The organism is Microbulbifer sp. 2205BS26-8 (assembly GCF_030731025.1).
GTDB classification, from domain to species: domain Bacteria; phylum Pseudomonadota; class Gammaproteobacteria; order Pseudomonadales; family Cellvibrionaceae; genus Microbulbifer; species Microbulbifer spongiae.
The window spans coordinates 1-14422 of record NZ_JAVAMR010000063.1; the positions used below are offsets into that span (position 1 = coordinate 1).

Consider the following 14422-nt stretch of genomic DNA (forward strand, 5'->3'; position numbering starts at 1 on the left):
GTAGTAAAGTACGATATAGATAGCTTTTCTCAGAAAAAAGTCGCAGCCATTAAGGAGAAAAATAATGACCTGAATATTTACACTTCCCGCACTCTCAACCATCTCATTACACCACTATAGAGGGAATGAACTACCCAAAATGGATAATGAGTCACATAGAAAACAACGCACCAAAAAATGGCTTGTTTATTGAAGCCAATATTTTTCAACATTAAGGGCTTCCCTGAGCTCACATAGGATATAACAATCTGGGAATTCTCGTGAGCAATGAAAAATACATCCAGATTTCTCTACTCAATCCACCATAGAGAAAAGTAATATTTGTCATTAATAGACACAAGTTCAAGTGTTTAGGGCACCCAGTAATACAACCTGTTGAGGTTGAGAATTAGCAGTAATCGTTAACAACAACTGCCTTACAAATAAAAGCAAGATTGCTTGAAAAACTGCTGTTGAAATTTTTCATATAATTTATAATTAAGGAACTCATATGAACCCTGCAATAATATTTAAAACCCTGCTGATTATACTGCTACTCGCAAATAATGCATATGCCGAATCTATTTATGACTTATTTGTTCAACATGCCAATAAAAACCATGGCACACAGTCACTTAAAGACAACAGAAAAGAAATAATTAACTTGGGGAAATACAACAAAGGTATTACAGGAATTCCCAAAGGATCCAGAATTTCTTTTCGAGCAGGAGATAAGAACTTTATCTTTAATGTTAAAACGACCAGAAAAAAAAGTGCGGACAGGTTTTCTTTTTCTGCATCCGGACCGGACAATGATGCCCTCTATGTTGCAGAAAAAAATGGCCGTGTTGTCGGCTCGCTCCACCATCAAGGTAAATTATACAAACTCAGGCCAAATACAAATGGTGATACCCTATTGGTGGAAGTACCGAGAGAAACATTAGTTGATCATGATGATTCTTATTATGAAGAGTTTGAACATAATTTCTTGAGTAATGATGATTTATTGGAAAAAAATGATTCCGAATCAGAATTCACAGTTATTGTTGCCTACACCCCTCAATTTTCGTCCGCTGCAGGTAACGTAGATGCCTATATGGACTTGCTTGAACTTGAAACAAATACGTCGTATGAAAACAGCGATGTCAATACCAGCGTAAAAATCGTTCATTACTATCAGACAAATTATAACGATACAGGAAGTTTTTATGCCGATATAGACTACTTTTCAAACACAGGAAATCCGCAAACACAGGAATTATATAATTTAAGGAACACTTATAATGCAGACATCATGATAGTTCTTACTGGGAATAATTATAGCTTCTGTGGCATTGCCAGGGCCATAGGTGCTACAGAAGACCAGGCATTAGCTTTAGGTAGGGAAAGCTGTGCTACAGGATATTATACTTTTGCCCATGAAATTGGGCACTTATTTGGTGCGAGGCACATTATCTCACAAGACCCCAATGTAACTCCTTTTTCATTTGGGCATGGTTATTGTAATGTCACTGCAAATACGTGGCGCACCGTAATGGCTTATGGATGTCCACCCGGAACTGGCGGGCAACGCATTCAACAGTGGTCCAATCCTGATGTCTTTATTAACAATCAAGCCACAGGGACAATTGATGTTGAGTTTAATGCTAAAGTGATGAATCTGCGCGCTGAAGAAGTCGCAAACTTTAGAATTTCCTCTTCCCCTTTTGACGTTAATGGCGATGGTTGTGTTGATCAGAACGACCTGATAGAAATGTTACCCCATCTGGGTAACCCGGTCCCGCCCGCTCCAGCGTCACTGGATGTCAATGGAAATTTGATAGTTGATATTGTCGATTATAATCTGGTATTTGATAATTCCGGGCTGGGCTGCCAGTAGTTGAAACAAGCTGTGCTCAATGGGGAAGCCACCCTTGGTCTTAATCAGTTGAAAAACTGCCAATATACGGCTTCGGCAGCGTTGAGAGTATAAAACGGCATACGGATGCATTTTGGATACTGCACAGTGTCGGCCACTCAGCTCACCAGTGCTCAATCACCATTGGGTATTTGAAATCCTACTTGGCTTTCAGCCCGCCCAAAGCATTCTCGGCGGCATTGAGCGTTGCCGCCTTGTAGATGCAATCCACTATAAAACCCTCTGGCTCTTCGGAGTGCGGTACCTCATCGGGTTGCGGATCTGATGAATGCCAGCTTAAGGAAGTTTTTCCTTGTCCAAATCACAATCAGAATCTCTAATCGTATTCAAACCAGATTGAGTGCATTTAGCTGATTCCAGTCGAGGGCTTCTGAAAGGCACTGGGGAATGAGACTCTGCCCGCGAAACATATCGGAATTTGTTTATAAATCAGCTAGTTGTGGGTATTTTAAGGCGCAAGTACCTGGTAGACCCGAGCGGACTTGAACCGCTGACCTCTGCCATGTCAAGGCAGCGCTCTAACCAACTGAGCTACGGGTCTCTTTAGCACTCAGGAACCAAGTGCCGCGAGGAGCGCGAACTCTACCACCGCTCTTCACTGTTTTCAATATGTGGTTGGGATTTCGAATAAAATGGTCCAGACAAACAGGAACACCGAGATTCAGGGGGGGTGGTGTTGCCAGTCTAAGCAGCTTGATCGCTACTCCATTTCCTTTAATTGGGTGATCTTGTCGCGAAGCTTGGCAGCAGCTTCAAATTCCAGATTCTTGGCGTGCTCGTACATCTGTTCTTCCAGTTCACTGATCTGTGCCCAGCGCTGCTCATCGGGTATTGGCTTCATTACAATGTTAGCCTCCCTCTCTTCTACTCCCTTGCGTCTCCCTTTGGCTGGCATGCCTGGTGATACTGCCCCCTCGAGGATATCCGCGACATTCTTGCGGATACCTTTTGGGGTAATACCGTGTTCTGCATTGAAGTTGAGTTGTTTTTCCCGACGGCGTTGCGTCTCTTCAAGTGCGCGCTCCATAGAGCCCGTTATTTTATCCGCATACAGAATGGCCCGCCCCGCCAGATTCCTTGCGGCCCGCCCGATAGTCTGGATCAATGAACGGTCTGAGCGCAAAAAACCCTCTTTATCTGCATCGAAGACAGCTACCAGCGCCACTTCCGGCATATCCAAGCCTTCTCGCAACAGGTTGATGCCCACCAATACATCGAACTCACCAATACGCAGATCCCGGATAATTTCCACACGCTCGACAGTATCGATATCTGAATGAAGATAACGTACGCGTACCCCGCTTTCAGCAAGGTACTCTGTTAAATCCTCAGCCATGCGCTTGGTCAGCACCGTGATCAATACTCGCTGATCCGCATCCACACAGCGGTGGATTTCCGACAGCGCGTCATCCACCTGGGTCAGGGCCGAACGGACCTCTACCTCGGGGTCAACCAGCCCTGTAGGTCTTACCACCTGCTCGACCACCTGTTGCGCATGCTCTGCTTCATAGAGGCCTGGTGTTGCCGATACAAAAACAGTCTGTGGGGCCAGGTGTTCCCACTCCTCGAATTTCAGAGGGCGGTTATCCAAGGCCGAAGGAAGGCGGAACCCATATTCTACCAGTGTCTCCTTTCGGGATCTGTCACCCCGGTACATTCCACCAATCTGGGGAACTGTGACGTGGCTCTCATCAATAAACAGCAAGGCATCATGAGGCAAATAGTCAAACAACGTAGGAGGCGGCTGTCCCACATCGCGCCCGGAAAGGTAGCGGGAATAGTTCTCCACACCATTGCAATAACCCAGCTCCTGCATCATCTCCAAATCATACCGGGTGCGCTGCTCCAGGCGCTGTGCCTCCAGCAATTTGCCACTTTTCCGCAACTGTTCAAGCCGCAAGCCTAACTCCTCTTTAATGTGCTCTATAGCACTAACAATGGTTTCCCGCGGGGTTACGTAGTGGGATTTAGGGAAGATGGTGACCCGAGGGACTTTTTTGAGCTGCTCCCCCGTCAATGGGTCAAAAAGGGTAATATCCTCAATCTCCCTATCAAACAGAGACAGCCGTACCGCCTCCTGGTCAGAGTCTGCCGGATAGATATCGATAATATCCCCCCGTACCCGGAAGGTGGCCCGGCGGAAATCCGCATCGTTGCGAGTATATTGCAACTCAGCCAGTCGCCGCAGAATCGTGCGCTGATCTACCAGATCCCCACGGTCCAGGTGCAGCACCATCTTCAAGTATTTATCTGGGTCACCAAGTCCGTAAATAGCAGAAACCGTAGCGACGACAACTACATCGCGCCGTTCAATCAGTGCCTTTGTCGCCGAAAGGCGCATCTGTTCAATATGCTCATTCACCGATGCATCTTTTTCGATAAAGGTATCCGAGGAAGGAACATAGGCTTCCGGTTGATAGTAATCGTAATAAGATACAAAGTACTCTACGGCATTCTTAGGAAAAAATTCCTTGAACTCCCCGTACAGTTGTGCCGCTAGCGTCTTATTGTGCGCCATCACGATTGCCGGGCGCTGCAAGCGCTCAATGATATTGGCGGTAGTGAAGGTCTTGCCTGATCCGGTAACACCAAGCAGGGTTTGGTGGCTAAGCCCATCCTTGAGCCCCTCAACCAACTGTGCAATAGCAACTGGCTGATCGCCGGCCGGGCTATAACCAGACTCCACCTTGAAAGGACGCGACTCCATATACCAACCTAACCATTAGACTCAAATCAGAAAGTGCGATTGTAGGGCCTCCTTAGGAAGCTCACAAATGCGAAAGGCTGATACACCTCACCGGAGCCCTCCTACTGGACCCAAACCACCTAAACAGGGGGGTCAGATACATAATTTCTTGTCAAATCAACTAGTTAAACTACAAAAAAGGGCTTGACCTGCCCTGGAGCACTCTATACTATACGCGCCAACTGAGCGGTACAGCCGCTAAGCAAGTCCGCCTTAGCTCAGTTGGTAGAGCAAATGACTGTTAATCATTGGGTCGCTGGTTCGAGCCCAGCAGGCGGAGCCAAAAAATAGCTTGAAGCTCAATGAGTTACAAGTAATAGAAAAGCGAAATCAAGTAATTGGTTTCGCTTTTTTCGTATAAGTGTCCACAAAATGTCCACTAAATTTAAGTGCAAACTCTGGATAACACTTACCGACAGTGTCGGTAATAAAGAGAAAGAAAATAGAAAGTTGCCCATGGAAAAAGCCCGGCGGTGCCGGGCTTTGAGTGGTTAGGATTGATCAGTTGTAAGCTTGGATTGTAGGTCGCCGAAGAGTTTGCTCAAACTATTGCGGGCAGCGGGACTGAGTGTAAGGTAATCCTCACCGGACACCACAATGGCGAGAAAATCGAGCATCTCACGAACTTCGGTAACGCGATCAGCGAAAGCTGCTTCCTCTAGAGTGGCACCGAGGCTCTGCTCGTCTTCATGCAGGAAGCAGACAGTTTCACCAGTATCAGAATTCTTAAGAAACAGGCCGTCACCGTTATCGTAGTAGTGCAATAGCTGCTGCTGGGTGACCCACAGGATGTGGTCGTCGTGCTTATTAAATACGGGCTGGGAATTGCGATTGGCCATGTTGGCCTCCGTTGACTTTAAGTATTAGTTGATGGGCACCAGAATGAGTTGGTGACCGGGTGTCAACTAGAGCATCAACAGAAGCTCTGGGCGGCATTTCCCTTGCGGGTGTTGTATTTCACGCCTCTCCACCCGGCCGTTAAAAGGGGCAGCTAGTTCTCGCGGAACTATTCCATAGCAGCTATTGGGCATCCTTTGTACGGGTAAAGCGCAAGCGCATCTTTTCGGGAGTGCTGCGCAGTGAGTCTTTTTCCACATAGCCTATTGTGACACCATCTGTGCTCATCAACGGCATGATCCCTCCCTCGGCCAGGTACTCCAACTGTTTGTTGGTAAGCAATATCTCGTTACTGGTATCTAGGCAGTCATCCATGGCTGGGTTCCTCTCGAAAATAGGAAAGTGGCATTAAACACCAGGCTGTAGACGGCGGCAATCAGCAGTTGGTGACTCCTCTACATGCTGAACTTCACGCCACCCTGCCAGTCAAAAAAACCAGATACAAAACTCCTTTACCGCCGGGAAAACCCCGTGGTTACTGGCTTTCAGCCATTTTGACCTGTGAAAAATCTCTTCAATTCTCTTCATTTTTCTTCAATTTGTGAAATCCCGAAAATCGCTACAGCCCACGGTTGGCGGGGGTTTGCGGTGTTTCCCAATTTCACTGGCTAAGGAAAAGCGCAAAACCGGCAGGCGTGGGGAGGAGTGATCGCAGGCCCTTCTCCGTATTCAAAAAATATACAGTTTAATGTATGGCAGCTAATCTCCCTTGTGTCAGGATAGTTGTCGCCTCTACTGAACCAAAGAAAGCAAAACAAGGGGCAGTAAAGAAGTGCAAATGCCCCATTATTTCATAGAGAGCAAGGCCTCAGTGCTGAAGAAAATTGAAAACCCAGAATGGTAATTAGAAAGTAAGTGGTACTTGAACAACCTACTTTATTGAATATTGCCGGATTAATAGCTGAAAAAGAAATTTGAACACTTTCAGCCAGTGTGCTTTATTTGAGTTGGTACCCTAGGCGGCCTACACTTAAAGGCCTTATTTAAGTGTACCTGACTCTATCTGAATTAGTTTGCAAAAAACCTTAAACAAAATAATTTTTGTTTATCTTGTACTCCACCTTGCTTATCTATAAGGATATAATCATGAGATTAATAATAAAAGTTCTTCTAGTTTTAATCACTAGCTTTTCAAGTCTAGCTATTGCATACGATGGAGCCGGAACTGCTGTTGTCGATGTAACAGGAAGCCTTACAGGTTCTGGTAATGGTCAGGGTTGTTGGAGCTACGACCCTAATACCGAAATAACTTCAATTTCTGGCGAAGTCACTGTTGTTATTGATGGTATAATTATTCCTCTCGCAAACGTTACAGCTGAAATTGATTCAGACATTCCAGCTAACTCAACAACAGGTGGGATGTTCGTGATCACCAGTTGTACCAATAATGGTGGTCTTATTAATGGGTGTACCGCATTGCCAGCAGTAGGTGTGCCTACCCCATACGACTCTCATTCGACTTCATTTAATGGTACCCCTTTCCCAGCAAAGGTCACTTCAACTACAGTGGCGCCTAGTCCCATTAACCAACAGCCGTTTACAACAACAGTAACTTTTAATTTATCCCCTCCTGCTCCTGGATGTACACTATAAATGTGGCTAAGCGGCACATGAACCACGTTATATATTAAAGTAGGTAGTTTATGCACCGCTTACACTGCTAACACCTATAAATCTTTATCATAATGCAAAGGGCGGCCAGCACCGCCCTCACTTATATTAAGAAGCTTACACCATTACAATTGACCAAAATTGGACCACTCGGAATGCCACCGAGCTTGCAAAACTCGCGGAGATGCTCGGCAACGGTGGCCGAGTCCAGATAAAACACCCGCGGGAATGGGGAGAGCCTACTGCTGACAGAATATTCTCAGAGCTGGGGATCGGCAGCGAAGCCTAGAGCGATTGTTCCCACGGCTCGACAAAAAGCATCAGGTCGTGCCGCAGGCCCTCGGCGGTGCATCCATTGATCTTAGTAAATTCCTGGCGTTTTAGTGCTTTCTTGTAATCGGATGCAGCATGACACACTTTGTGTTCGATGGCGAAGGTTTCCTTGAACCGTTTTGCATCGCCACTGATCTCCACCGGTACCCCTTTGCGATCGACACCGTCCTGGTCGTGTCAGTAGGCGCGCACGGCGCTGTATGCATCACGGTCAGCGATATGGTAGCGGTGGCGGTCGCCACTGCTGCGGCGAATCGTGGCGGTTGATAGGGGTGCGCCGACGGCATTGATGGCTTTGCCGATAGGAAAAAACAGCAGCCGCCCGACCTTGATGGTGGCGACGGTATCATGGCGTCTGCCAAGGCGGGTTAAGAGGTTGGTGTCCTTCTCGGTCTGGTCCAGGTGGGGGATGGCGATATCGATCAAACCGGCCGCGATATGTAGCGTGAGGTCGTGCTCACCGCCAATGGTTTTCAGGTTCCTTCTGTTCTTTTAGGCTTAAAATTCCTGGACAGTTGGGCGGATAACGATTTCATTGATATCTACATCAACCGGTTGCTCAATCGCATAAGCAATCGCACGTGCTACAGAATCAGACGGAATTTCATTATTCTGATAGAACTCCTTGACGAAGGCAGCGCTGTCTTTATGAGACGATCCATATTTCAATTCTGATTCAATGGCTCCAGGCTCAATGGATGTTGTTCGGATATTACCGCCAACTTCATGGCGCAAGCCTTCACTGATTGCGCGTACCGCAAATTTTGTGCCGCTATACACTGTCCCACCAGGGCTAAAGACCTTAATTCCTGCTACAGAAGAAATATTAATAAAATGTCCACTTTCCTGTTTTTCAAAGACAGGCAAGGCTGCTGCAACACCATAAAGAACGCCCTTGATATTGATATCAATCATACGATCCCATTCATTGGTTTTGCACTCTGACATTGGCGCAATTGACATTAACCCGGCGTTATTGACGATGACATCCAGACGTCCGAGACTATCGGTAGCTTTTTGTACAAGGGCCTCAACATCACTTTTTACTGTGACATCTGTGACCAAATAATCAGCCTCACCGCCTGCTTCTTCAATGTCTTTGACAATAGCTGCCAGCTTATCTTCACGGCGTGCACCTAATACAATTTTTGCACCCAACGAAGCCAAGTGGCGTGATGTTGCTTCACCCAGCCCACTGCTGGCACCAGTAATAACGATAACTTTTCCTTCAATATTGTTTCCCATAGCAGCCTCTCCTTCGTTTACTTGCAAAATATCAATCGTGTGAAGCTAAAAATATCCTCACACCACAACTATGTCGATTCCTGCATTAGGATTGCCTATCTCCATACTTGGATTCAACTCTCTAGTGCAACAGGTGGATTGATGCCAAAAAATATCCAATTCGGTGCCTTCATACCAAGACATTTTCTCCGAAGCAATTAATGCGACATCTATCGAAGGGGTCGAACTAAAATTCGAATAGTTGGACTATTACCATCAACAGGCAGATTCGATCTACTTGTGAGCTTCCAACTCAAACAGTGGCATAACCCTGCCCGCAGACAATTTGACGGCAGTTGGCGCTCAGCCTGTCGGTTTCACCGACTTCGATTTTGCAGCCTTAGAACCCCACCGGCTGCTCGGGAGGAATGTTTGCGCGGCCCAGATGATAAATCATGGTGGCCAGGCTTCGTTGAATAGGTTGCCATTCTGCTTGAGCCGCTCGCTTCGCTTCCTGTTCACTGGCGAAGTTTTCCTTGAGTTGTTTGGTATCACTTCTGATCTGGTCCAGAAGGGAGCGAGCACGGTAAAAGAGTTAGCAATGTGCGGGGGTAAGAGCATATTCGAAGCGATAGCTTTGGGTGGCTCACCGAGGATGGTTTGGCACTAGCGGCTTTCGTTGCACTTGCAGATCGCACTGTCATGGTTGGCACTGAAAACGTCTATAATGAGGAGCATCGAGAATCATAAAAAAATTCCATCACTGCCCTGAAAACCCCGTGGTTACTGGCTTTCAGCCATTTTGGCCTGTGAAAAATCTCTTCAATTCTCTTCATTTTTCTTCAATTTGTGAAATCCCGAAAATCGCTACAGCCCACGGCTGGCGGGGGTTTGCGGTGTTTTCCAATTTCACTGGCTAAGGAAAAGCGCAAAACCGGCAGGCGTGGGGAGGAGTGATCGCAGGCCCTTTCTAGGCTTTAGAAATTGTTTATTATAGTGTCAATCTCCTAACTGACTGCTTGAATGTTATTGATTTCTCTGTTTCTGAGACGCAAGCGATCATTGCCGTTAGCCTTACCGCGCAATGAAGAAAAATGAAATCCTGATTCGGTGCGTGAAAGGAAGAGTTAGGCGACTCTTGTGCATGGCCTGTAGGACTTCCCTAAGGCCACGGGGACATCTGCCTCAACATCAAGGGTAAGCAATGTATCATCCACCAATTCCACAGATTGATGAAGCACAAGGCCTCAAAAATCAGAAGGTCTTTATGGCTGATCTCAAGTGCATCTAGCTCAATACTGCCGAGAGCGCCCTGAAAAAACTGAAGGCCAAATGGGACGTGAGTGATTTCGGGGTGCGGCCGTACCTTCCCCAGAATAATTATTTTCTCCTATAGCGCAGCTGACAATTTAGCTAGGGCGTGTTCACACTAATTAGTGTGTCGATAACCAGTGTGAAGTGAACAAAGAACTTGAAAATCACATCCAGTTTGTCAAAATGCGGGAATATTCTTCTGAAACCCTTGAGCTGTCGGAACAGTCTCTCTACTTCATTTCGGTTTTTGTACACTTCTCGGTCATACTCCCATAGATCCTTATCTGATGGTAGTGAGGTGTCTACTTTTCAAGAGTAACTTGAATTTCTGAGTAAGCGGTATATGAATCACAGTATTCGCAGGAAGTATGTGGTTCATATACCGCTTACGTGATTTATTAAAAATGCGAAACGTAAACGAAGCTCAAATGACTATCTGTTAGCAGCTGACAGATAGTCGATTCGCGTAGGGTTGTCACTCAGAGGTGTCGTGGTTCGGCGAGCGTCGTCACAACCAGTGAGCGCAGCGACTAAAGTCGGTTCTCGATCTCGTTGAGTGCCGCCTCGTTTTGGTGACGACGTTGGTCTCCCGTTGTGACATCATCAATATTCAGCAGTAAAGGCGCAGCAACAACACCATTGTCGGGATAGAAGATCGGGGGATTAACCACCGGAATATTAAAATGTTCCATAACCGCCAATCCAAGCGCATGCCCCTGTTTGCGTAAGTCGTCAGGCGTAATCCTGCGCTCACCGTAACCGGCTCTGTCATAAGTGGTTTCCATGGTTAACGCTAGTACCGATGCGTTGAAGTTATTCCACCACCAAGTTTCCGGGAAAAAATAATTTAAAAAAGCGCTTTCGCCCTCTTCAACTGTCGGCTCAACCAACGGGTTACCATGATAAGTCCCCAAGAATTGGCTAAAGTGTTGAATAAAGCGAAGCTGGTCATTCCACAGTTGAGCTTGTTGTGGCGTGTAACCTTGCTCAATCGTACCAAAATGGGGGTAGAAAAATGTGCGGTAATCAGGTGTACTTTGGCTAGAATGCAAATTCAACGCCATACCGAAACGTGGGCTGGCATCACTAAGTTCGCGTATCTTGTCGTTTAACAGTCGGTTTTCGAACGGGGCATCTTGCAACAGTTCATACGGAGATTCAGGATAATGCAGCCACGCGGATTCCAGATTGATCGTCTCCATGTTCGTGCGGTAATTTCCATCGATCACACCGTCAACATTGTGAACCGCCACGATATTAAAAATTAATTGCGCTAACGCAGACTCGGCATTAGCGTTCATCGCACTGGACAAAAAATCCACCAAACCTTCAACAACAAAAGAGCCTCCCGTTTCAGCCGGATGGGTCCGTGCATGAATCCAAACACGCGTTTTAACACTGTCCGCCACCGTCGCATCGGTTAGCGTCAGTAACTTAATGTCTTGTTGATAGTGAGGTGACACACCGAGATTCTCAACCGTCAGCGTATTTAGCGTATCAAGCCATGGATGGGTATTGCGCAAATCACGCAGGTAACGATCAAAGTGTTTTGTCGTATAGGGATAGAATCGCGCGATCCAGACTGTTTTATGTTCGAATCGCGCTGAAATACTGAGAGTATGGGTGCGTGTATTGTCTTCGACATTATCATCAAACGACTGAGTGACAGCCTGACTGTCAAAGCGTTGCCAGCTCACGTTATCGTAGCTGTACACCGGCACATAGCTGTACTCCCACCCCCTATTATCTCCGGGATAAGTATCCTTTATGTTGAGCGTAACCCAACGGCCTTTGGGCACTTCACGCATTTTTACAAACCACCAATTTCGCCACCGAGGAATATCGTCCAGCCATGGCTCATCGCTATCATTTTTAATCCACAGATTCCACTGTAAATCATCTACCCTCTCAATAGAGCCGATGCTACCGGACTCGAAATCTTCAGAAAACTGTACCGAAAACGCCGTACCCGAAACGGATAATACCCCGACAAAAAAAACACACAATCCGACGATACGAAAATAATTTTTAAAATTCCATTCCATTGTTTCACCTGCTAGCAATAACCGAGATTCTCACATTAAGCTTGAATTCACGTTGTGAATGAGTGATTAACACGTTTATTTAGCGCTGTTGCCATATTCCTACAATGCTCCCAATCTACGCACCTTGTATCAAGCACCATTGTAAATCCAAATTTCTCTTTTACGGCAACGGAAAATCTTAGCCTGTTCTATAGCGCTTTTGCTTTTTTATTTTCTCTTTCTACAAATAGAGTTAAGCGATTATACCTATCAGATTTATCCACATATTGCTTAACATGTTCAATTACTACCTAGGCGGCTGCAAAGGATACAGTCGCCTCTTGGAAAAATGACTTAACCAGCCTTTTATTCTTCTTGATGCTCTGCAAATCTTTGTCGGCGCGAATCATTAACGACTCACCTTCTTTTAGCGGCTTCTTTGAAGTCCCTATGTTTCTCATGTGGTTCCATACCAGTTCATCTGGGTTCAGGTCTGGCGCATATGGGGGCAAGAATACGATCTCAAGCCTTCCATCTTGTGATTCGACATAGTCAAGAACTTTCTTCGATTTGTGTACTGGGTGGCCATCTACAATGAGGATCACCGGACGTCTTTGGCTTCTTTGGAAATCTTTGAAGCACTCCACACACTTATCTGCCGTGAATTTTCCACTGTAAATGTGGTTCATACTGGAGATACCCTTCTTGTCTTGGGTGATGAGGTAGATTGCCTGAAACCAGACGGTAAGAGGTAGTTTGCTGGAGTCAAATATGGTGCCAGCGATGATTGAAGTCTGTCGATGGCATCGGTTGCACTGCTGTAGCTTCCTGTAGGACAGTTGGCAGCACTGATTGTGGCCTGAGGGCAGCGGAAGTCCTCCGGCCACCGCCAGCGATGAAGTGCGTCGAAGCACTGCTCCTCTGTACCGTACTGCTTGAGGAACTCAGTCAGACTGATACCTTTCTGAAACTGTACTTTGTTGCGGGCCATGGCGGATACCCTTGCAGATCAATAAGATAGCTGGATTTATATACAGTTAAGTATGGCTTAGCAAGAGTGGTAATTAGGAACACTTAAACACCAGATTCGGTTATAACTCTAGGGTACGGGAAGATGGGGACTAGGATTTTTCCCTCGTAAACGGACAAAAACCCGTGCAGCCCCCGTGATTACTAGGCTTCCAGGCGGTATTACTTTTCCCGAACCGGCAAATACCCATCGATTGAGAGTTTGACATCCTCCCCATCCTAAAGGACGGCGTTTTAAGCGCATTCGATAATACGCTTGTTGACGGATAGGTTAGTGTTCTTTTTTAACTACCGACATGCCTTCACCGAAAGTAAGAATAACTCTGAAAACATTAGATTGTTTTGGATCAGTAGCTACAAAGCTAGCCCCTTTGGCTCCTTCGAGCGAGAAAAATTTAGATGAAAAATCATTCCATCTTTCTACATCCTCCATCTTAAAGCTCGCAGCGCATAATTTTTTGCTGCATGAGATTTTACTTTCTACATTTGCTCCAATCTCGCTAGAGATTAATTTTATTTTCTGGTTGAAATTTTCGGAACGCATAATGTTTTCTGAATTCAGCCCAATTAGAGACTGCATAACTTCCTCATAATTATTGCTATGAAGAACAACTCCAACCTCATCAGAATTTACAGTATTCAGGGTAGAATCTACTAAAACTTCTTCCAGCTCAAGCCTAACGTCAATATCACAAAAATGATCACCGGAATTTTTTTTGCACAATTGTCCATTTGCATCCTCAACTATTGCGTTAGTCTTCGATGCATGATTGTGCTCTTCATATTCACCTTTTGTATTGTCTTCAGAATGCGTGTGATCATGATGGTTATGATCTTTATTTTTATAAATAGAGCCGACTCCAGGCTTATCGACGGATTTATCTACAGATAAATTAGTACCTGCGTTTTCTTTAGGGGCATTCTCCTCTAAATTGACATACCCTAAAAATCCAGCTGTTAGCAGTAATACAACTGCTATTAAGGAATATTTTTTCATAAAAATATGAGAGTAAATTGATTTTATTCTTTGTAAATTAGCCAGGGCAAATTTTAGGTTAAATTTAAAGAGGGCCAGGATATTCCTTTGTCTCATGAGGAAGAAATGTTGTCATAACCCGCCCCCCACAGCAGTCTTTTATTGTCGTTACACCTGTAACTGCATCAGTGGTGATTACACAACTATTTGTGCACGTAGTTTCAGAGATATGAAAGCCGTAAGAACTTAAAGAAAAAATAGAAAAGAAAAAAGATCCTATTATTAATTTTTTATGCATTATTTATTCCTATATGCTTTTAACTTGCCCTAACTTAACTCAGTATATAAGGGAATATCATATAAAGCAACCT

11 protein-coding genes, 2 tRNA genes and 2 pseudogenes are annotated in these 14422 nt (G+C 45.5%); 3 read left to right on the forward strand and 12 right to left on the reverse strand.

Annotated elements, in window-relative coordinates:
• Window positions 1–490 precede the first annotated feature (490 nt).
• Window positions 491–1858, forward strand: coding sequence for a M12 family metallo-peptidase (locus Q5Y71_RS15185; RefSeq protein WP_306042956.1), 1368 nt, complete (start codon window positions 491–493; stop codon window positions 1856–1858).
• A gap of 503 nt (window positions 1859–2361) precedes the next feature.
• On the opposite strand, the gene Q5Y71_RS15190 is transcribed toward Q5Y71_RS15185, so the two are convergent.
• Together Q5Y71_RS15190 and uvrB are read right to left on the reverse strand one after the other, a co-directional pair.
• A tRNA-Val gene (locus tag Q5Y71_RS15190) sits at window positions 2362–2438 on the reverse strand.
• 159 nt (window positions 2439–2597) lie between these two features.
• Window positions 2598–4604: an excinuclease ABC subunit UvrB gene (uvrB, locus tag Q5Y71_RS15195; protein ID WP_306042957.1), complete on the reverse strand. Its 2007-nt coding sequence runs from the start codon at window positions 4602–4604 to the stop codon at window positions 2598–2600.
• A gap of 246 nt (window positions 4605–4850) precedes the next feature.
• On the opposite strand from uvrB, the gene Q5Y71_RS15200 reads away from it, so the two are divergent.
• A tRNA-Asn gene (locus tag Q5Y71_RS15200) sits at window positions 4851–4926 on the forward strand.
• A 208-nt stretch (window positions 4927–5134) separates the two neighbouring features.
• Here Q5Y71_RS15200 and Q5Y71_RS15205 read toward each other — a convergent pair.
• Both Q5Y71_RS15205 and Q5Y71_RS15210 read right to left on the reverse strand, forming a co-directional pair.
• Window positions 5135–5482 carry a hypothetical protein gene (locus Q5Y71_RS15205; protein WP_306042958.1) on the reverse strand — a complete coding sequence of 116 codons (348 nt, stop codon included), beginning with the start codon at window positions 5480–5482 and terminating at the stop codon, window positions 5135–5137.
• A 181-nt stretch (window positions 5483–5663) separates the two neighbouring features.
• Complete coding sequence (locus Q5Y71_RS15210) at window positions 5664–5855, reverse strand: hypothetical protein (protein WP_306042959.1); 192 nt, start codon at window positions 5853–5855, stop codon at window positions 5664–5666.
• 771 nt (window positions 5856–6626) lie between these two features.
• On the opposite strand from Q5Y71_RS15210, the gene Q5Y71_RS15215 reads away from it, so the two are divergent.
• Complete coding sequence (locus Q5Y71_RS15215) at window positions 6627–7133, forward strand: hypothetical protein (RefSeq protein WP_306042960.1); 507 nt, start codon at window positions 6627–6629, stop codon at window positions 7131–7133.
• Between the two features lie 303 nt (window positions 7134–7436).
• Here Q5Y71_RS15215 and Q5Y71_RS15220 read toward each other — a convergent pair whose 3' ends face one another.
• The 8 genes and pseudogenes from Q5Y71_RS15220 to Q5Y71_RS15255 all read right to left on the reverse strand — a co-directional run bounded on the left by Q5Y71_RS15220 (window position 7437) and on the right by Q5Y71_RS15255 (window position 14072).
• Complete coding sequence (locus tag Q5Y71_RS15220) at window positions 7437–7625, reverse strand: hypothetical protein (protein ID WP_306042961.1); 189 nt, start codon at window positions 7623–7625, stop codon at window positions 7437–7439.
• 36 nt (window positions 7626–7661) lie between these two features.
• Window positions 7662–7910 carry a hypothetical protein gene (locus Q5Y71_RS15225; protein WP_306042962.1) on the reverse strand — a complete coding sequence of 83 codons (249 nt, stop codon included), beginning with the start codon at window positions 7908–7910 and terminating at the stop codon, window positions 7662–7664.
• 72 nt (window positions 7911–7982) lie between these two features.
• The gene (locus tag Q5Y71_RS15230; protein WP_306042963.1) at window positions 7983–8729 is read right to left on the reverse strand and encodes an SDR family oxidoreductase; all 747 of its coding nucleotides are present in this window, start codon (window positions 8727–8729) and stop codon (window positions 7983–7985) included.
• Between the two features lie 1392 nt (window positions 8730–10121).
• Window positions 10122–10301 (reverse strand): annotated as a pseudogene (locus Q5Y71_RS15235) (hypothetical protein); the annotation flags it as partial.
• Window positions 10302–10552: 251 nt separating this feature from the next.
• Complete coding sequence (locus Q5Y71_RS15240) at window positions 10553–12067, reverse strand: M14-type cytosolic carboxypeptidase (protein WP_306042964.1); 1515 nt, start codon at window positions 12065–12067, stop codon at window positions 10553–10555.
• A 290-nt stretch (window positions 12068–12357) separates the two neighbouring features.
• Complete coding sequence (locus Q5Y71_RS15245) at window positions 12358–12726, reverse strand: transposase (protein WP_306042966.1); 369 nt, start codon at window positions 12724–12726, stop codon at window positions 12358–12360.
• Between the two features lie 6 nt (window positions 12727–12732).
• A pseudogene (locus Q5Y71_RS15250) lies at window positions 12733–13037 on the reverse strand (transposase); the annotation flags it as partial.
• A 309-nt stretch (window positions 13038–13346) separates the two neighbouring features.
• A complete protein-coding gene (locus tag Q5Y71_RS15255; protein ID WP_306042965.1) occupies window positions 13347–14072 on the reverse strand; it encodes a hypothetical protein in 726 nt (241 codons plus the stop codon).
• Between the last annotated feature and the right edge of the window lie 350 nt (window positions 14073–14422).